We start from the raw sequence: 19,840 nt of genomic DNA, 5'->3' as shown, positions 1-19,840 counted from the left end.
CCTTTTAAAGACTGCTCCGCCCCTCTAAAAAATTACATTCATAAATGGCAAAATTTAAATAGATAAACTATTCCGAAAGCAAAGAATAAAAGTACAAATCTTAATATTTTAAATATTACATATTACCTAAAATAAAAATAAGCGAATAGACAATAGACCTACACACATATATACTTTTAACTATATTTAAATACCCATTTTTAGGAATCGAGGTAAATACATAGGTTAAAGGAAGATGTGGGCAAATGAACTTTTTAAAAAATTTTTCTTTAAAGGCAAAGTGGATGATCGTTATTTCCCTTGCTATCGTAATAGCAGTTGGTATTACGGTCGGTTTCAGTCAGTGGACTGTACGTAACATTTTAAATGAAGAAAATCTTCAATCTTCTTCTGACAATGCCAGAAATGCAGTGGATCAAGTATCGTTAGGCTTACTAAACTATGAAACAAGCGTTTTACAATTTGGACAAGTGGTCGAAACGATTTTAAAGAATGACCAAGTAGATTATTCGCAAATCGATAAAATAACAAGTACGTTAAAAGAGCAGAACAGCGACTACTTATCAGTGTATTTCATGGATTTTGAAACAAGCAAAATACATATGACGCCTAAAATTGAATACGACTGGAATGTACGTGATTCCCAAACATTCGCAAAGTTAACCGCAAATCCAGCTTTGCAATGGGTAGATGTCTATTTGGATACGGGAGTAAACAAACTAATGACTTCTGTTATTGCCCCGGTATTTAAAGATAAACAGCTTGTAGGAGCAGTCGGCTATGATATAGACTTCTCAACGATCGGCGCAATCCGGGAAGGTATCGAGGCCGGATCATCCACTAAATTAATGATAGTGGATCCAAACGGTTTGATTATTTCTTCCTTTATTAAAGATGGTGACGGGAAAAACATTAATGCTGAAAATTCCGGTAAGATTAATGGGGTCTCGGATTTAGTAGACGCGAGTGAACTAGCAGCAGAGTTCAACTGGCTTGCAGATGCAAGAAACGGAAACAATAAAATCAAAAAGTTTGAATGGGCTGGTGTGAACTATACAGGGGAAATTCAAACGATTGAAAAAAACAATTGGCAAATCATCTCTTTAGTAGATGCCAATAGCTACGCGGAAAAATTAAAAGACTTCACCATGGCTGGCTGGATTTCACTGGCTATCGGGCTGCTAATCGGCTGCCTATTTGCCTATATAATGGCCCGTAAACTGGTAGGCATTTTAAGTAACTTTAAAAAGGTGTTCGAAAAAACGGCAAGCGGCGACTTTATTTCACATTTTGAAACTGATTCAAATGACGAAATAGCTGACTTGGCAAATCACTACAACCATATGCTCGCTCAAGTTCGTGATTTGATCGTTCAGGTAAATGAAAACACAGATAAAATCCAGCAATCCTCTAATAGTTTAGCGGTTATCGCAAAAGAGAATGAACAAGCATTAAATAATGTGTCCAATAGTATTGAGGAAATCGCTATGAATACTGGCACCCAAGCAGACAAAATGCAGGATGGTTCTACAGCCATTCATGTATTGGCAGATGGTATTGAATCGATTGAATCGAAGTCGCAGCAAATGGTAGAGGATGCGAACGAAGCGCTGGCAGAAGTGCATATGAGTATTGATAAAGTACAACAATTAGAACAGTCTTACACAAACCTGGAACGAGCGTTCAATGAAGTAACAATCGTAACCAGCAATTTAGATGAAAAAACGAAATCCATTTCGCAAGTCACAAATGCCATTGCCCAAATTACGGAACAAACAAACTTACTGGCACTTAATGCATCAATTGAAGCGGCTAGAGCCGGCGAACACGGTAAAGGCTTTGCAGTTGTAGCCAATGAAGTAAGAAGTTTAGCGGAAAGCTCAAAAGCAGCGACGACAAACATCCAGCAAATTATCGTAAGTATTTTGACAGATACACAGCAGCTCGTCCAAGTAATGAAGCAGACAAACGAGATTAGTGAAGATCAAAAACTAGCAGTTGAAACGGTAGACCACGCCATTAAACAGCTTTCAGATACGTTGGAAAACATGAAGGTCTCCATTTCAAATACAATGGAAGACGTTTCGACAATGCAGCAGCAAAAAAATGTTGTGTTATCATCCATCTCAATGGTTAACGAAATGACAGCAGAGGTCACAGCCGAAACACAGGAAATTGCAAGTTCTATTGAAGAACAAACATCAGCCACTTCGGAAGTAACGATCCATGCAAACCATTTACAGGATCAGGTCGAAAAATTAACCGGTTCCCTGTCAAAATTCAAATTATAAATGAAACCCTTACAAACAGCGGTAACACCAGTTTGTAAGGGTTTTATATATAAATGCACCAACGACAAATCAAATTCATTTACTTACGCGAGGCGGTTTTTCATTCACATATAGTAAAAGCAGACAGTCCATTAGTGCGTGACCGCACTTCTAAACCGTCTGCTTATTTAACTTATTCTACTGTCCTGCATCACTCAGCATTGTTTGCTTCAAAGTTATCAAGCAATGCCCGCACTTCATCAGTTGATCTTGTACTCATCAATTGGTTTCTTAATTCCCCTGCGCCACGGAAGCCTTTAACATATATTTTGAAGAAACGATGAAGTCCTGTAACTGAACGAGGTAGTTCTTCTATATATTGATCGTGAAGGTCAAGCTGCAATCTTAAAAGATCCAGGTACTCCTTAGTGCTATGCTCTTTCGGCTCTTTTTCAAAGGCGAACGGATTTTTAAAAATCCCCCGTCCGATCATTACCCCATCAACACCATATTTCTCGACCAGCTCCAGCCCCATTTGACGATCAAGAATGTCACCGTTAATTGTCAGCAACGTATCCGGTGCGATTTCATCACGCAATGCTTTGATTTCCGGAATGAGTTCCCAATGGGCATCTACAGCACTCATTTCCTTTCTTGTACGTAAATGAATGGAAAGGTTCGCGATACCCTGTTTTAAAATATGTGTCAGCCATTCCTTCCACTCATCCACTTCCTTATAGCCAAGGCGGGTTTTCACACTTACAGGCAGTCCCCCTGCTTTTGCTGCTTGGATCAGCTCTGCTGCGACGTCCGGACGAAGGATAAGTCCGCTGCCTTTTCCTCTTTGCGCGACATTCGGCACAGGACAACCCATATTAATATCAATTCCTTTAAAGCCCATCTCTGCCATGCCGATACTCATTTTGCGGAAGTTTTCCGGGCTATCTCCCCAAATATGTGCTACCATCGGCTGTTCATCTTCTGTGAATAGTAAACGTCCACGAACACTTTTTGCGCCCTCTGGATGGCAATAGCTCTCCGAATTTGTAAACTCCGTAAAAAATACGTCCGGTCTGCCTGCTTTCGCTACAACATGGCGAAATACAGTATCCGTTACATCTTCCATTGGTGCAAGTACAAAAAATGGCTTCGGTAAGTCCTGCCAGAAATTTTCTTTCATTTGTATTCAAATCCTCTCAAAGCGGGGCAGCATGTTACTGATCCCCAATTTTAAAATTAAGCTCTCCTATAGAGCATCTATATCGTAATCCATGAAGGGTTTGCAGTTTAAAGAAACCAAATCATTATTATAGTATAACCGAGCTTTCATAGCTAACGCAGCATGCTTCAAAAATCACTATTTCATTTTATACTTTTCATACGCTTCCTTCTACCATATCGGCTTTATTTTTATAACAAAACACGTGGACAATACATAGCTGTCCACGTGTTTATATATCCCCGATTTCTTTTGCATCAGAACCGTTATTATTTTTTAGACTTTGGGATCTCTCTTTTATTAAATTACCCGCCGATTTTCAGCTTCCCGTTTATTCTTTTCAACGTTCCCAGAATACTCATAGCGGCTAAATAGCTCGTCTTTGGGTTTTCCGGCAGTGGATTATTTTGAATCGTAAATACTGCTTCCCCGAAATCGCCAGCTACTTCCATATGATGAATGTTTTTTTCAATATGCGGGTCAGCAATAAGGCGCACATTCGTTTTGTCCATTCCTATTCCTGCGAGTGAAAGGATGATTGAGACATTCATATTTTTCGGAAACTGCCCAATGGCATCGACGGCACTCCCTTCAAACACAACTTTGGGTTCATTGATGTCCTTATCAATTAAAGAGCGGGCGGGCTTCCGGGTTGTCAGCGAGACGCTTGTAACCGTGCCGAGGGCGTGTGCATTTTGTATTAAATCCAAACCGCCTATAGCACCTGAAGGCAGATAGACTTCATTTTTGTACTTATCGGTGAGATCATTTATTTCTGCCAGCAGCCCCTCATCTGCAAGAGCTCCGACACTGATTACTACAACATTCTTTCTTTTTATAATAGATGGCACCAAAACTTTCACCGCATTTATATCTGCTGCCTCCACAACAATATCAATTTCTAAATCAAGAAAGGCATCGAGGTCTGTAAACAGCTTTATCCCAAAGTCTTCTTCCAGCCGCTGATACTTTTCCTTATCCCTTACGAAAATACTTGTAATGTGTAAGTTGTCCTGCTGCTTTTGATTGATTTCTTCCAGTAAAAAATGCGCTATTGCTCCCGCCCCGATTAAACCGATGTTCATCTTTGGCCTCCTTATTTATAAGTATGAAATTTCGTTTAGTTACTTTTATATTTTTAGCATGCTGATTTCTCTCACTTACAACCATACCATAATTCCGGTAATGAATTTTTCATCTGAGTGTTTAGAAGGTTTACTTTGAAAACTCTTGTAAGTTGGGTACTATTAATGAAAGCGAAATAGTATAGGAGGAGTAAAAATGGAACTTACGGTTTATTTAGCAGGACAGATTCATGATGATTGGCGAGAGGAAGTGGCACGAATAGCAAAGAAAAAAAACCTTCCGCTGCACTTCGTAGCACCTCAGACAAATCATGACCGTTCAGACAATATCGGTGAGGAGATTTTAGGAAAGCAGCCTTCTAATCTTTATAAAGACGCTGCAGCCTCTGATATAAATAACTTCAGAACACAGGTATTAATGCAGAAAGCAGATATCGTTATCGCTTTATTTGGCGAAAAGTATAAACAGTGGAATACCGCAATGGACGCAAGCACAGCCATTGCCATGAACAAGCCGACCATAATTATCCGGCCTGAATCATTAATCCACCCGTTAAAAGAGCTTTCCAATAAAGCAAATGTAACCGTTGAAACAGTTGAACAGGCAATCGATGTCATCAGCTATATCTTTGAATAAAGACAAAAACAACGACACAGAAATACGACTGATTTTAATTAGTTAAACTAATTCCTATTTAACCAGACTATATAAATACCCCCTGAATGCTGAAAGTACAATCAGCATTCAGGGGGCTTACTTTTATGATTGTTCAAGCCAAGCGAAGTTTCACAATTCAAGGAGTGTATATGTAGACACATGAATGTCCAAGGGTTTTAGTAATTGAATACTAAAAGCACTCTCTTTATCCCAAGCTTGTCAGCAAAACCATAATTCCATTCGTAATCCCGTGAATCATCACTGATGGCCATATTGAATTCGTTCGCTCATATGCCATCGCAAAAATGATACCGCTGAAAAAGTTAACCGGCATTACATTATAGGTTGGGATATGTACAATTGTAAAAATGGCTGCGCTGATTAGAACCCCTCCAATCAGTCCCATACGAGTACGTAACCAACGATATAAAAATCCACGGTAAAATATTTCTTCATAAATCGGAGAAATTACTGCAGCAGAAACAAAAGCAATAGAAACCGTAAGAAAAGTTACGTTTTGTTGTAATGATTCTGTTTTGCTATTCTCCCACGAATTTCCTATAAAGCTGGTAAGCACAACAATGATCACTGAACCAATGAGTAAAACGGCAGAATATAGTACGATAATCTTCCAATCTTTCATCAAAAATCTCTTTATACCTACTTCACACCAAGAAAGCCTTTTAGGGCGCAGTGCAATAAAATAAATGCCTAAAAGTAACGTTATCGCTATTGTTAATCCCATTAATGTACCGGCATATAAATCATTCTTAAGCCATTGTGAATAAATCGGGGAAACAAAGAACTTTAGGCATCCAATCACAACGATAAACTCAAGTGACGTTAATAAGATAAATTCTTTAATTCCCCATTGGTCTTGCTCTTTCCAACTATTTTGATTGATTTCCATCCGTCATTCCTCTTCCCATATACGTTATAATTCAACTATATTGGATGACGTTACGTAACCTACAAGCCTTTTTTAGGAGGGAATGCAATGAAACGATGGACTACGGGAGAAGTAAGTAAACAACGAAATATATCCATTCGAACACTTCGCTATTATGATCAAATCAATCTCCTTACACCAAGTTTTAAAGATGAGTCTGGAAAACGATTCTACTCTGAAGAGGATTTATTTAAATTAGAGAAAATTATTATTCTAAAATCCCTTTCGCTGCCATTAGAGGATATCCACAATCTATTGGATAAGCTATCTTATAAGCAAGTTTTAACTTCACACTACAATTACTTACAAGAACAGCTCTCAAAACTCCAAACAAGCATAGCTAATACTACTACATTAATTAATATGGTTGATTTAAAAGAAGATTTATCTTGGGAACATGTCTCTGAACTTGTTAAACTTTCACAAAGTAAAGCAAAAAATTGGATTGACTATTTTCAAGATGACGAAAAAGCTTTTTTACAAAAGGTGATTCCCAGCCTTAGTCACAATGATGAAATAACCCATCAATATATTTTGTTACTAAAACAAATTGAATCTTATATCTGCCAAGATATACAGGCAGAATCAGTACAAGGTATTCAAATTGCCGGGAAGTTAATGGAGCTCTCAGAAGTGATATTTCAAGGAGACGATGATTTAATAGATCGATTTTGGGAAGTAAGAAATCTGCCTCACGAAGATACTGGACTCTATCCAATTTCCAAAGAGGTCCTGGAGTTTGTGGAACGCTGCATTGATTATGCCTCATCTAAAAAAACGGGACATTAACAGGTTATAAATAATAAAAAATTCTTGAACTAGCCGACGTTGTTAGTACAAGAGTTTCATTAAAAATGCCTCCTCTTTTATACAAAAAGAAAAAACAAATTATTATACCAAGTCCAAACATGCAACTGCTTCGCAAGGTCCAGAGTATATTTGGCAACACAATGGTGCTGGTGGGTTTACTATTCAGATCTGACTCCAGTTAGATCACGCGCTTGTGCATTGCTTATCCTGGTATTGGTTTTAGAAACTATAAAGCATTCTCTTCAGAGGGTAGCTAGAGGTGTTTGAGAAATTGTTACCTTTACATCAATATTTTCTTCAATAATTCGTGGTACTCTAATCACCCTTCTCTCATTTTCTGAAACGCAGTGTTTATGCTAGCTCCCATATCGGGTGCCCTTTTAATTATTCTAAAGTCCTTGAAACCAACGGGATTAGAATTGTGAATTTAACTCATACAATTGTCGAATTCTATTTCAGCCTCAAAGGAACCGCAATTTCATTATTCTGAAATAACAAACAAATTGACTTAACACAAATTTTCTTATATTCTAATCTTTATTTCATAGTATGAAATTGTTGTCATCATGATTATTGTGGGATGGCCATAATAAACGCTTCGTAATGAAGTAGTAGATGTCATGCTCAACCCTACAAAAATTTTCTCGATAAATAAAATGCACTCTAATATATGTGGTGCCTCTTCTTACTTAATTTTAGAAGAGGCCCTTATTTGTATATTAACTGATACGCACTACTTAAAGGAGGAAGAAATGCAAAAAGGAAATCCATGGGCTTTAATTCCAATTGTTGTATTTTTGATTTTGTTTATCGGCTCAGGAATTGTATTAAACGATTTTTATGCATTTCCTGTAATGGTTGCCATTTCAATTGCAAGCATTGTTGCTATTTTCATGAACCGCAAAGAAACAATCACAAAAAAAATTGAAATCTTTACGACCGGTGCCGGGAATTCGAATGTCATGTTAATGGTAATCATTTTCTTACTTGCCGGTGCATTTTCGGAAACCGCAAAAGGAATGGGCGCTATTGAAGCAACGGTAAACTTTGCACTCTCTATTTTGCCACAAAACTTATTAGTTATTGGCTTATTCATAATTGCCTGTTTTATATCTTTAGCAATGGGCACTTCAGTTGGAACGATTGTTGCCCTTGCCCCAATAGGTTTAGCGATTGGGGATCAAACTGGACTTTCAATACCGCTATTAATGGCAACTGTTATTGGCGGGGCTATGTTTGGCGATAATTTATCATTTATTTCTGATACAACTATAGCATCGGTCCGCTCTCAAGGCGCAGAAATGAAAGACAAATTTAAAGTTAACTTTTTCATCGTGTTACCAGCAGCAATTATCACATGTGTTGTTTTAGCTTTTTTGACACCGAATTCCACAGCCGCAGTGACACATGCCAGCTTTGATTGGTACAAATTGATTCCTTATTTATTCGTCATAGTTTTTGCTTTGATGGGAGTAAATGTCTTTACGGTATTAGCAAGTGGAATCATCCTCGCTGGAACTATTGGCTTAATTGATGGTAGTTATGAGGTAATGACATTTATCAGCGCAATTGGTGACGGTATGAGCAATATGTTTGAAATGGCGTTTTTAGCGATGTTAATTGCCGGTATGGTCGAGATCATTAAGCATAATGGCGGCATTGATTTTATCGTATATACCGCCACGCATAAAATTAAGTCGCAAAAGGATGCCCAATTTGCAATGGCGGGTTTAGTTGGTTTAACCGACCTTTCAACCGCCAATAATACGATTGCAATTATGATTGCTGGGCCAATAGCAAAAAAAATTGCCGATCAATACGATATTGAGCCACGTAAATCAGCAAGCATTATCGACATTTTTTCATGTGTTGTTCAAGGGGTCATTCCGTATGGCGCGCAATTTTTAGCAGCTGCCAGTATCGCCGGCATTTCCCCTATTTTAATCATGCAATATTCGTATTACTCCATTTTAGTAGGTGTCTGCGGAGTCATTGCCATCCTCATCGGTTATCCGAAAACTAAAAATAAACCTATTCAAAAACCGTAAATGTGATATTCGCATTTACGGTTTTTATCATTACTTGCACAGGGAGCAAAAAATCCTTCCAATTCAAAAAGCTGTGCTGAAAAACCGAATAAGAATCGGATTTTTCAGCACAGCAACATATTATTTAATAAATCAAACTAACTCCAACCAAGCGACTGCTTCACAATGTGGTGAGTGCTGAGCGTAGATTATATAAATCATAGAAATATATTGCCGTTTAACCTACTCATTAAAAATAACCATTCTAAACTCAAACGTATCAATCGCCTCTAATAATGCTATATTGCCTTCTTGAATTAAGTCTTCTATCGCCACGCCATTACCAACATAATATTTTACAATTCGTGGTATGTATAATAGAAAATTAATAAAAATGATATTTCGCGCTTCATCGTCACCGTTTTCTATCCGTTCAAACAATTCGAATTCCTTTGCATCGTCTATGCTTCTAATAGCGCATTGCCTCTTCAGTTCTTTTACGTCCTTTAAGGATTGCTTTATAGGCTCCTCATATTCTTTATCTGTTTTCACATAACCAAAATCCACATATTCAACAAAAGGTAAAAACTCCTTTTCATCGTCACTAAAATCCGAGCAATAATACACCATAAATCCCCCTTATACCCATTACTTTTATATTAATACAATAAATGGACAGATGTAAAAATACACATATTTTTCCAATATTATTAAAAAGTCGCACCATCTATAATATTAGAAACGTGCTGCTCGAGTTATTTATTCAACCGATGCCAACCAAGCTACCTCAGTGCGTGGTGTATATACGGTAGCTCATACGAACGCATCTTAGTTCAAGTACAAACATTCATAATCCTTAAGATTGTTATCATGCATGATTGACTAATAGATACCAATACTATTTTCACTTTTAAAACTCCGATATTTGGATAAAAACACATCAATTGTAACTTCCCATAATAATTCAGAATTGTTAGACTATTATCAACTACCAAGAATACACTTGAAACTTAATTCTTTCAGGAGGGATACAAATGGAACAAAAGTTACATTTAATTCCATATCAAGTGGATGAAGTGGTCGAAATGGTCGAAGTGGTGCCAAAGGGTATTGAACTTATTGCAGCACCGGAAATGTGGGAGAATTCTAAAGGGGAGGGAATCACTGTTGCGATATTGGACACAGGCTGCGACGTCACTCACCCTGATTTGAGTGAGCGTATTATCGGCGGACGGAATTTCACTCGTGATGATGATGGACAACCTGATGTATACATCGATTACAACGGCCATGGAACCCATGTGGCTGGCACAATTGCTGCAATTGATAACGGTACAGGAGTAGTTGGTGTTGCACCTGAAGCAAGTTTATTGATTTTAAAAGTGCTTGATAAAAGTGGATCAGGGCAATACGACTGGATCATAAATGGTATTAACTATGCAGTTGAACAAAAGGTGGATATCATCTCCATGAGCCTCGGTGGTCCTGTCGATGTACCTGAGTTACACCAGGCTATTCAAAACGCAATCAATAATCAAATTCTAGTAGTTTGTGCCGCCGGTAATGAGGGAGATGGACAGAGTTCTTCAAATGAATTTGCCTATCCTGCCTGCTACAATGAAGTCATCAGCGTCGGATCTGTTAACCTGCAACGCAGTTCTTCCGAATTTTCAAATTCGAATAATGAAGTCGACTTAGTAGCCCCTGGTGAAGGAATCCTTTCAACGTATGTAAATGGAACTTATGCAAAACTTAGCGGAACTTCGATGGCAACACCGCATGTATCCGGTGCACTTGCACTCATAAAACAGAATGCCAACAGAAACTTCGAGCGAAATCTGACAGAGCCTGAGCTGTATGCGCAATTGATAAAGAGAACCATTCCTTTAGGAAACTCGCCAAAACTCGAAGGCAACGGATTGCTGTACTTAATAACGGAGAAGTACTTATCGGAGGTGTTCAACCAAGAAGTATCTGCAAAGGCGTTGAAAATATAATGGAAAAACTAAGTTTGCTATACGATGAATGGGAAACGGCCAAGTCATACTTTTTAAATTATAAGGAAAACCGACCCTATTATGACGAAAAGAAAGATAAGGAAGTCAGAAAACAATACTATCAGGATATTTCATTCACGGATGCCAATCTTTTAGATAGCCTTCACACATTGCTTGAAAAAACACATACAAATCGGTTAAGCTACAGCCCCCACCGTTATGTATACCCTTGGGTTGATTTGCAGGAAGACGGTTTATTAAAAAGCCTTTATTCTGGAAATAGGATGGATCCACTTTCTGTCATAGAGGAGGATATTCGGCTTCATGAAATGCAGGCAAAAGGGTTAATCAGCGTCTTCTCGGATCATCTATTTAACTGTGAACATGTAGTGCCTCAATCATGGTTTGATAAAAAAGGACCGATGAGAGGAGACTTGCATCATCTATTCGCCTGTGAACCCACCTGCAATAGCAGTCGCAGCAACTACCCCTACTATGATTTCCACAATTATAACCCTGAAGGATTAATTCTAGGGATCAAAGATGGCTGCGGCAAAACTGAAGAAAGCAAGTTCGAACCAGAATACGGCAAAGGAATCGTTGCTAGAGCAACACTCTATTTCCTAATTCGCTATCCAAACACAATAAAAAAAGAACTGGAGAACGTCTCTTTATTGTTAAAATGGCATCAATCTTTTCCAGTATCCATCTATGAAAAGCACCGCAACCTAGCTATCCAAGAACTTCAAGGCAATCGGAACCCATTTATTGATTTTCCGGAGATTGCAGAATGTATCGTAACAAATTAAAAAGCACTAATTTCCTTATAAAAGCTCAAAAGAATTAGCGTTAACTTTCGTATTTAATGGAAATAACGGTAAAATTACCATATGCAGCAGGTCGATGTATTAGGGGTGATTTACTAGCCCTGTTACCCCCCTTATTTGCTAATGACTGTTTAGTGTTCCAGCACTAAGCAGTTTTCCTATTTTATCATTACTATGACTTAAGCATTCCACGGTTTTCTTTACTTTCTACCATATTTTCAATCGTACTCATCTTAATCAGGGTATTTTTCTTCCAATATTTTAAACATAGATATCCAAGGACTTCCGAATATAGGGTTTTTATCAGGAATATTATCCACCTTTACTTATGCAGCCTTTATAGTTTTCAGTGGATAGGTCGCAGTCAATGTCGATCTGCTAACACGTACATCTGTGATGATAACCAATGATTTTGGGGTTTATCGTCTTCATTGCAGTCGGCGCCCGTTAGTTTCAGGAGGGCTGGCGACTATATTAACTTCTGTTGAACTGCCTGTCGCAATTCTTTCAGCAAGAATTATCTGAGCTGAAACCATCACTTCTGTTCAGTGGTTAGGAATTTCTTTTATAGACACGACAGGAATCCTCTATATCCGTATTTTACCGTTTATTTAACAATTACATATCTATACTGTTACATTGCCCTATTAACACGAAAAGAGGGTATATAATAACAGCATACTTTTTTAGAGGTGTACATTGATGAAGAAAAAACGGATAACGTGGGTGGATATTACGAAAGGATTCTTAATGATCCTTGTCGTCATTGGGCATTATCCAGGAGAGCTCGACTTTCCACTCGCGAAATATATTTATTGGTTTCATATGCCTGCATTTTTCATATTAAGCGGTTTGTTCTTTAAGCCGGTTTTAGATAAAAAAGATATAAAGCCGACGATTCACAAGCGTTTCATGCAATTAATCGTCCCTTACCTATTTTTCCTTGCTAGTATTACACTAGTCCGTTATGGAATGGAGATTTTTTCAGGCAATCGAGATTTAGAATGGTATCTTAATGACTTATGGACACTTGCCATAGGGGGGCGTTTTGTTCGCGAAGCATATGGTGTTTTCTGGTTTGTGACGACATTATTCTTCACATACTTATTATTCATGTGGTTGACGACCTACTTCAATCGGATGAAACAGTTTATGATTCTAGGGCTCTTTTATATTATTGCACATTTTGAGAGCATCATCGCTATGAAAGTCATCGGCGGCAAGCCCTCCGAAGCAGCGCAATCGATTCCCATGATTTGGAACATCGATGTTGCGCTGATGGCAATCGTCTATTTTGCAATCGGGTATTATTTCAAAGATCTGTGGATGGATATTTCAAAACGATGGATGAGTACGGCCGTGTTCCTGAGTGCGACAGCGGTATTGCTTGATTGCTTCAATATCATCGATTATCGACTGAGTATGAAGTTCTTACGGTATGACCATTTTATATTGGATTTGGTCATTCCCTTATCATTTACAATCGTATTAGTAGGATGCTTCCAGTTGCTCGCAGCAAAACTGTCGCTCAACTGGCTGCAGAAAATAGAAAATCACTCGCTTTCCATTATGTACTTGCATATATTTGCAGATATTATTTTAAATGATTATTTCACATACGGGCTTATTGGTTACACAACGTTTGGGATATTCATTCCTATCATTGTTTCAATTTTAATAAAAAAATTGCTACCAAACGGGAAAACTCTACTTGGCGGGTTTTCAATCAAGAAAGAAAAGACACCTATTCCGACGTAAAAAAATGCTGGACCTCATCTCTGAGGTTCAGCTTTTTATATAATTTATTTTATTTAGAGCGAAGCCTATCGACCCAAACTTCATACCCTTTCCCATTTAAATGAAGCCCATCACCTGTGAACTGCTTATCCAGTTGCCCGTTTTTATCGACAAAGCTCGAATGCAGATCGATATACTTAATTCCCTTCTCATCCGCAATCTGTTGCAAAATAATATTAAATCGCTTCACTTTGTCATTTGTCACTTCATTTCCGAATAGCTCGTTATTCACAGGTAGGATTGATTGAATAGCGAGCCTTGTACCTTTTCCTTCAAACGAATCCACGATTTTTTCGACATTACTTTTAAATACTTCGGCTTCTGTTCCATAACGGATATCATTGACACCAATCATCAAATACGCCTCTTTCGGGTTGCGGTCCACTACTTCCTGTATCCGATTCAATACACCTTCTGTCCTATCATTCCGGATTCCTCGATTCAGCACAACTTCACCGGGAAAGTATTCTTGGAATTCTCCGTAATCGGAAATACTGTCACCAATGAACACTTTATCTATATTACTAATTGACGAATGTTCAAAAACGCTTTTTTTCGTAAAGTAATAGGCGGAATCCTTCTTGGGAGAAGGTGTTGACTGCATTTTTGTTTTAACAAATTCAAATCCACCTATATTTTTCACCACATAGCTGCCTGTTCCTAACAACAGTACATTTAATAGTAATGAAATTATTAATATAATATAACCCTTTTCCAACATAAACACTCCTATTTCTAACTTGGCTCTGGGATGCTATTCCCGCTGAGTAGCCGAACAAAATGCAAAGTTCGCTACGTCCTGTTGCAATGCCTTATTTCCATGTCTCCTGGAGACCCCAACCAATCGGGCTTTTACTAGAAGTTGACCTCCGTATTGACGCAATGCTCTATATATAATTTGGGGCTTTATCGAAGCGCTATACGCTTCGTTATTAGCGACATGCCTCGAAATACCCGAATCAACCGATTTCACTTGTCATGGCAGCAGCATATTATTCACTACCCTATTAAGATTGAACTGTAACATGGCGTATTTTTTCAAACTTAAGCATTTGTCTAAATGAAACTCTATGTATTAATCTGGCTCTGTATCGTCCCGGATGGGATGCCATGCTTTTTAGCAAACTTTGCTAGTGTACTTTTGGTTGTTTCATATTCCCTTTTCATTTCTCCCCAGTTAACCATGCTGCATGCATCAACACCACCTCCGAAATTCAATAAAAAAAGGGTACTCCGTCGAGTACCTTCAAATTAACATTAGCTAATATTACTTATTATCTCTTCATCAATTTAATCTGATGTTTCATTCTTTTGTCTGCCTTATTATCACGAATCGCTAAAATTACATGGAGAACTGGGGAATCCAAAATAAAAATCATAAGAAAAAGTCACCTGGTGTATTTACTAATGCCGGAAGAAGTCCGACAATTTTATCTTTACTTTTGTATAAGCGGGTATGGCTTTCTCCATTCCTCTATGCCCGAACACAGCAGCTAAACGATTTAGAACTTGAAGCATCAACTACTAACGGTAGTATTGCTGAATTAAAAGAATATGAACTCAGGCAACTTAAAATAAACGAACCTATTACTAAAATTACACCATCAATTTTAGCCCGCTTCATCAAAGTAATAAAAGTAAAAGCAGACGGCCAATTAGAAGTGCATTATCGCACTTCTAAACCATCTGCTTTTTATGTTTCAATAAATATTAAGATATAGCAAAGACATCCTCTAATAAAGCATACGTGAAAAACACGTTTACCTTAGGATTAGTCAGCTAGTTCAAGCCACGCCACCGCTTCACAATGCGTCGTATGCGGGAACATGTCCACTGGCTGGATTTCCTGTGTTTTATAGCCGCCGTCCTCTAAAATACGGAGGTCCCGGGCAAGTGTTGCCGGGTTACATGAAACGTAGACAACACGTTTTGGTTTCTGCTCGATGATCGTGTTTAGCAGCGCCTCGTCGCAGCCTTTTCGCGGCGGGTCGACAACGAGCACGTCTGCCTCCTTGCCTTCTTTATACCAGCGCGGAATGACGTCTTCGGCTGCTCCTGCTTCAAAATACGTATTGGTAAAGCCGTTCAGCTCGGCATTGCGTTTCGCATCCTCGATCGCCTGCGGAACAATTTCCACGCCCATCACAAAGCCTGCTTTTTGAGCGAGGAACAACGAAATAGAGCCAATACCGCAGTAGGCATCAATAACGCGTTCGTTTCCTTCTAGCTGTGCGTAATCAAGTGCCTGCTTGTACAGTACTTCTGTCTGCTCCGGGTTTACCTGATAGAAGGAGCGTGCGGAAATTTCAAACCGGACATCCCCTATTCTATCTTCAATCGTCTCTTTGCCCCATAATGTGATTGTTATATCACCGAAGATAACATTCGTCTTTTCACCGTTGACGTTTTGCACGATCGATGCCACGTTTGGCACAAGACGTTTAATTACATCGATGGCTGCCTCTTTTTGTGGAAGCTTACGTGATTTTGTGACAAGCACAACCATTACTTCATTTGTTGCCCGTCCCTTACGCACAACTACATGGCGCAATTGTCCGCTATGTGTCATTTCATGATAAGGCTCGATACCAAGCTTTGTAAGCTCACGCTTTAATCCGCCTAATATAGCATCTGCCTCGCCTGTCTGAATAAGACAGCGCTCCATATCCACGATTGTGTGCGACTTTGTTTTATAAAAACCAGCAATTGCCGCTTCTTCTCCCTGCGCAAATGGAATTTGGGCCTTGTTTCGGTATGTCCAAGGATTCTCCATTCCTTTTACTGGATAGACAGGTGCGTCAATTTTACCGAGACGCTTCATCACATTTTCAACCATCTTGCGTTTCCACTTCAGCTGCCCCTCGTAGGATAGATGCTGCAGCTGGCAGCCGCCGCACTGGTCGAAATAAATACATGGTGCCTCTATCCGGTCCGCAGAAGGCTGTATAATATCAACGACTTTTGCAAAGCCGTAATTCTTTAATGTTTTTAAAACATGGATCTCCACCGTCTCCTCAGGCAGTGCCCCTTGGATGAACAACGGATAGCCGTCTACTTTTGCGACGCCGTTCCCGTCATGTGTCAAATCCTCTACTGTCACTGTTACACGGTCATTCTTTTTTACCGGTGCGCTCATAAATATTCGCCCCCTCATTTCAATTCTTCTATTGTAGCATGCCCATGACAAATTGCTTTTTAAAACAACTTTCAAGCACACAAAAAGCTTGCGGAGCCTTCATGGGCTCCACAAGCCGCTTCATTATACCCGATCAATATCCCGAATTTCATCGATTGGGACAAATACTTCTATATGGCGCATCAGGTTTACAAATTCAGCAGGTGCATCCCCGCCGTATTCCCCGTCAAGGTTCAAATGGATCTCTCCGCTCGTCGATACCTTCACACGCTTGGCCTTACGGTAGATAATACGCGGGTCCTTCAGATGCTCCCCCCGCGCTGCCAGTGTAATTACACGGGCGAACTCCGGTAATGTGCATTCTTCCAAAGCCATGACAGTAAAATAGCCGTCATTAATCGATGCGTCCGGGGCAATGCGCTCAAAGCCGCCGACAGAATTGGTCAGCGCACAAAGGAACATCATCTTATTGCCATCAAACACTTCATCATCCACTTCTAGACGCATATGCGTTGCCTTTATAGAAGGAATCATTTCAATTCCTTTAATATAATAGGCAACCGGTCCAAGAATTGTTTTCATTTTACTAGTTACTTCATATGTCAGCTCTGTCAGACGACCGCCAGCTGCAATATTAATGAAATACTTTTCATTATTCATAAGCCCCACATCGACGGGAATCGTATCTCCCTTGATAATAATATCAATCGCTTCATCAATCTTCCGGGGAATGTGCACAGCGCGTGCAAAATCATTCGTTGTTCCCATCGGTATTAAACCAAGCTTCGGGCGGTTTTCACATTGGCTGATTCCGGCTACTACTTCATTTAGTGTGCCGTCCCCGCCAACTGCTATAACAATATCATAGCCTCGTTCAACTGCAGTAATCGCAGCCTGTGTAGCATCGCCTGCCCCGGTAGTCGCATGGCATGAAGCCTCATATCCCGCAATTTCAAGCTTCTCCAGCACTTCCGGTAAATGTTTCTTAAATAATTCCCGACCTGACGTCGGATTATATATAATTCTAGCTCTGTTCATTTTTTACTCATCCCACATGATTTTTTTGTAATAAAGTAAACGCTTCTAATCATTGTAAAGTTTCCTATCGCATACATCCACTAATTATAACCCAAACCCTTAAAAATTTTCACTTACTCCCTCTTCAAATGGCATAGTTCGTCACGTTTTCGCCCCATTTATTTCTACACGAACCAGAACATTTAGTAATAAGATTGAAATATTAATGTAATTTTTAGCATTTGTTTCGAAAATTTAATATTTATTAATTAGGCAATTTCTGATATATTTGTAATGCACCACGTTTTATCAGAATATTCATTGAAAACAGAAAAAGGGGGTTTTTAGAATGAAATTGAATAAATTTCTTATGTTGTTCATGGTCCTGGCGTTAGCCGCTGTACTTGCAGCTTGTAACAGTGACGATAACGCAGACAAAGATTCTGATTCTTCAACCGATGCTGGGGAGACATCGGAGGGCGGTACAAAGGAACTGAACCTTTTAGTTGCTTCTGAACCACCATCACTACACCCGGGCTTGGCTACGGATACTACTTCCAGCGCTATCCTCCAAAGTACTTTTGAAGGCTTAATGCGGATGGAAAACGGGAAACCGGTTGAGGCTATTGCCGAGAGTTATGAAATTAGTGATGACTTCTTGACTTATACGTTCCACCTACGTGATGCAAAGTGGTCAAATGGAGACCCAGTAACATCTGAAGACTTCAAATATTCATGGCTATGGGTATTAAACCCGGAAAATGCTTCTGAATATTCTTCAATCCTTTATCCGATCAAAGGTGCACAGGCTTACAATTCAGGAAAAGGGACTGCTGAAGAAGTAGCAATCAATACACCAGATGATAAAACACTTGAGGTTACATTAGAAATGCCAACAGCGTACTTCCTGGAATTAACGGCATTCAAAACAATGTACCCATTCCATAAGGCAACACAAGAAGCTAACAAAAATTGGTATAGTGAAGCAGAATCAATCGTTTCAAACGGTCCATTCAAGTTAACTGAATGGGTGCACAGCGGTTCTATGGTTTTAGAAAAAAGCGACACATATTGGGATGCGGACTCTGTAAAGCTCGACAAAGTAAACATCGCAATGGCAGAGGCAGAATCAACGCAACTGACGATGTTTGATAATGATGAAGTTGACTATTTAGGTACTTCTTATGGTTCAATCGCGCTTGACTCCATCGAGCGTTTAAAATCAGAAGGCTTATTAAATATCGTGGACTACTCTGGTGTGTATGTATACAAATTCAATACAACAGATGAAATCATGTCTAATGCTAATATCCGTAAAGCGCTTACTTACGGTATCGACCGTGCAAGCTTAATCAAAAATATCACAAAAGGTGAACAAATCCCTGCATTAGGACTTGTTCCAGACGGTGTTGAAGGCTTCGGAGATGATGAAGGCTATTACAAAGATGCGGACTTTGAAAAAGCGAAGGAGTTTTTAGCGGCAGGGCTAAAAGAGCTTGGTTTATCAAAACCATCTGATTTAACTGTTTCTCTTTCTTATAATACAAGTGAGTCACATGCTGCGATCGCTCAATTCATCCAACAAGGCTGGACGAGTGAACTAGGCATTAACGTAAAACTAGACAACTCTGAATGGCAAGTTTACCTAGACAAACTTTCAAACTTGGATTACCAAATCGGCCGTCTTGGCTGGATTGCTGACTACAACGATGCCTATACATTCTTAGAGCAATATGACTCTGCAGAAAACGGTAACAACGATACTGGCTGGGAAAACCCGAAATACACAGACCTGTTAACGCAATCAATTGCTGCAACAGATCCAGCAGCTCGTTTAGACCTTATGTTGCAAGCTGAGGAAATCTTTATGGACGAAATGCCTGTAGCACCAATCTACTTCTATACAAATCTTTATATTCAGAAGGATTACGTAACAGGTATGGAGCCAGATGCTCTAGGCAACATTAACTTGAAATATGTTGATGTTAACAAAGAATAACGTGTAACTTGCACAAAGGCTGCTTAAATCGTTTCTCGATTTCAAGCAG

Annotated in this window: 17 protein-coding genes; 9 read left to right on the top strand and 8 right to left on the bottom strand. The window is 39.2% G+C overall.

The window, feature by feature from the left end; genetic code table 11:
• Positions 1–245 precede the first annotated feature (245 nt).
• Positions 246–2,291, top strand: coding sequence for a methyl-accepting chemotaxis protein (locus tag BOD01S_RS17055; protein ID WP_036151680.1), 2,046 nt, complete (start codon positions 246–248; stop codon positions 2,289–2,291).
• Positions 2,292–2,481: 190 nt separating this feature from the next.
• On the opposite strand, the gene BOD01S_RS17050 is transcribed toward BOD01S_RS17055, so the two are convergent.
• Together BOD01S_RS17050 and nadX are read right to left on the bottom strand one after the other, a co-directional pair.
• Positions 2,482–3,450 carry a tRNA dihydrouridine synthase gene (locus BOD01S_RS17050; RefSeq protein ID WP_036151678.1) on the bottom strand — a complete coding sequence of 323 codons (969 nt, stop codon included), beginning with the start codon at positions 3,448–3,450 and terminating at the stop codon, positions 2,482–2,484.
• Between the two features lie 344 nt (positions 3,451–3,794).
• Positions 3,795–4,574: an aspartate dehydrogenase gene (gene nadX, locus BOD01S_RS17045; RefSeq protein ID WP_036151676.1), complete on the bottom strand. Its 780-nt coding sequence runs from the start codon at positions 4,572–4,574 to the stop codon at positions 3,795–3,797.
• A gap of 196 nt (positions 4,575–4,770) precedes the next feature.
• On the opposite strand from nadX, the gene BOD01S_RS17040 reads away from it, so the two are divergent.
• On the top strand, positions 4,771–5,211 hold the full coding sequence (locus tag BOD01S_RS17040; RefSeq protein WP_036151674.1) for a YtoQ family protein: 441 nt from the start codon (positions 4,771–4,773) through the stop codon (positions 5,209–5,211).
• A 226-nt stretch (positions 5,212–5,437) separates the two neighbouring features.
• Here the strand turns inward: BOD01S_RS17040 and BOD01S_RS17035 are convergent, their stop codons facing one another.
• Complete coding sequence (locus BOD01S_RS17035; RefSeq protein ID WP_036151672.1) at positions 5,438–6,142, bottom strand: CPBP family intramembrane glutamic endopeptidase; 705 nt, start codon at positions 6,140–6,142, stop codon at positions 5,438–5,440.
• Between the two features lie 87 nt (positions 6,143–6,229).
• Between BOD01S_RS17035 and BOD01S_RS17030 the strand changes: the two genes are divergently transcribed.
• Entirely contained in the window at positions 6,230–6,970 is a 741-nt protein-coding gene (locus tag BOD01S_RS17030; RefSeq protein WP_036151670.1) for a MerR family transcriptional regulator, read from the top strand.
• Between the two features lie 773 nt (positions 6,971–7,743).
• Entirely contained in the window at positions 7,744–9,039 is a 1,296-nt protein-coding gene (locus tag BOD01S_RS17025) for a Na+/H+ antiporter NhaC family protein (protein ID WP_036151668.1), read from the top strand.
• Positions 9,040–9,261: 222 nt separating this feature from the next.
• Here the strand turns inward: BOD01S_RS17025 and BOD01S_RS17020 are convergent, their stop codons facing one another.
• Complete coding sequence (locus BOD01S_RS17020; protein ID WP_036151666.1) at positions 9,262–9,648, bottom strand: sigma factor; 387 nt, start codon at positions 9,646–9,648, stop codon at positions 9,262–9,264.
• 404 nt (positions 9,649–10,052) lie between these two features.
• Between BOD01S_RS17020 and BOD01S_RS17015 the strand changes: the two genes are divergently transcribed.
• The 3 genes from BOD01S_RS17015 to BOD01S_RS17005 all read left to right on the top strand — a co-directional run bounded on the left by BOD01S_RS17015 (position 10,053) and on the right by BOD01S_RS17005 (position 13,600).
• Positions 10,053–11,015, top strand: a complete 963-nt coding sequence (locus BOD01S_RS17015; protein ID WP_036151665.1) for a S8 family peptidase — start codon at positions 10,053–10,055, stop codon at positions 11,013–11,015.
• Positions 11,015–11,824, top strand: a complete 810-nt coding sequence (locus tag BOD01S_RS17010) for an endonuclease I family protein (RefSeq protein ID WP_036151663.1) — start codon at positions 11,015–11,017, stop codon at positions 11,822–11,824. The genes BOD01S_RS17015 and BOD01S_RS17010 overlap by 1 nt, the downstream gene beginning before the upstream one ends.
• Positions 11,825–12,544: 720 nt before the next feature.
• Complete coding sequence (locus BOD01S_RS17005; protein ID WP_036151662.1) at positions 12,545–13,600, top strand: acyltransferase family protein; 1,056 nt, start codon at positions 12,545–12,547, stop codon at positions 13,598–13,600.
• A 49-nt stretch (positions 13,601–13,649) separates the two neighbouring features.
• Here BOD01S_RS17005 and BOD01S_RS17000 read toward each other — a convergent pair whose 3' ends face one another.
• Together BOD01S_RS17000 and BOD01S_RS23485 are read right to left on the bottom strand one after the other, a co-directional pair.
• Positions 13,650–14,360, bottom strand: coding sequence for a GDSL-type esterase/lipase family protein (locus tag BOD01S_RS17000; protein WP_052124717.1), 711 nt, complete (start codon positions 14,358–14,360; stop codon positions 13,650–13,652).
• 347 nt (positions 14,361–14,707) lie between these two features.
• A complete protein-coding gene (locus BOD01S_RS23485; protein ID WP_174523098.1) occupies positions 14,708–14,857 on the bottom strand; it encodes a hypothetical protein in 150 nt (49 codons plus the stop codon).
• Positions 14,858–14,985: 128 nt separating this feature from the next.
• Here BOD01S_RS23485 and BOD01S_RS16995 point away from each other — a divergent pair, with 128 nt between their 5' ends.
• On the top strand, positions 14,986–15,360 hold the full coding sequence (locus tag BOD01S_RS16995; protein ID WP_036151659.1) for a hypothetical protein: 375 nt from the start codon (positions 14,986–14,988) through the stop codon (positions 15,358–15,360).
• A gap of 50 nt (positions 15,361–15,410) precedes the next feature.
• Here BOD01S_RS16995 and rlmD read toward each other — a convergent pair whose 3' ends face one another.
• The gene (gene rlmD / locus BOD01S_RS16990) at positions 15,411–16,775 is read right to left on the bottom strand and encodes a 23S rRNA (uracil(1939)-C(5))-methyltransferase RlmD (RefSeq protein ID WP_036151658.1); all 1,365 of its coding nucleotides are present in this window, start codon (positions 16,773–16,775) and stop codon (positions 15,411–15,413) included.
• 123 nt (positions 16,776–16,898) lie between these two features.
• Positions 16,899–17,813: a diacylglycerol kinase gene (locus tag BOD01S_RS16985; protein ID WP_036151656.1), complete on the bottom strand. Its 915-nt coding sequence runs from the start codon at positions 17,811–17,813 to the stop codon at positions 16,899–16,901.
• Between the two features lie 328 nt (positions 17,814–18,141).
• Between BOD01S_RS16985 and BOD01S_RS16980 the strand changes: the two genes are divergently transcribed.
• Complete coding sequence (locus BOD01S_RS16980; protein WP_036151654.1) at positions 18,142–19,791, top strand: peptide ABC transporter substrate-binding protein; 1,650 nt, start codon at positions 18,142–18,144, stop codon at positions 19,789–19,791.
• Positions 19,792–19,840: the final 49 nt, after the last annotated feature.

The organism is Lysinibacillus odysseyi 34hs-1 = NBRC 100172, assembly GCF_001591965.1.
GTDB classification, from domain to species: Bacteria; Bacillota; Bacilli; order Bacillales_A; family Planococcaceae; genus Lysinibacillus_B; species Lysinibacillus_B odysseyi.
Note: the sequence above shows the minus strand (reverse complement) of the source record. Positions and strands in the feature narration are given on the sequence as shown.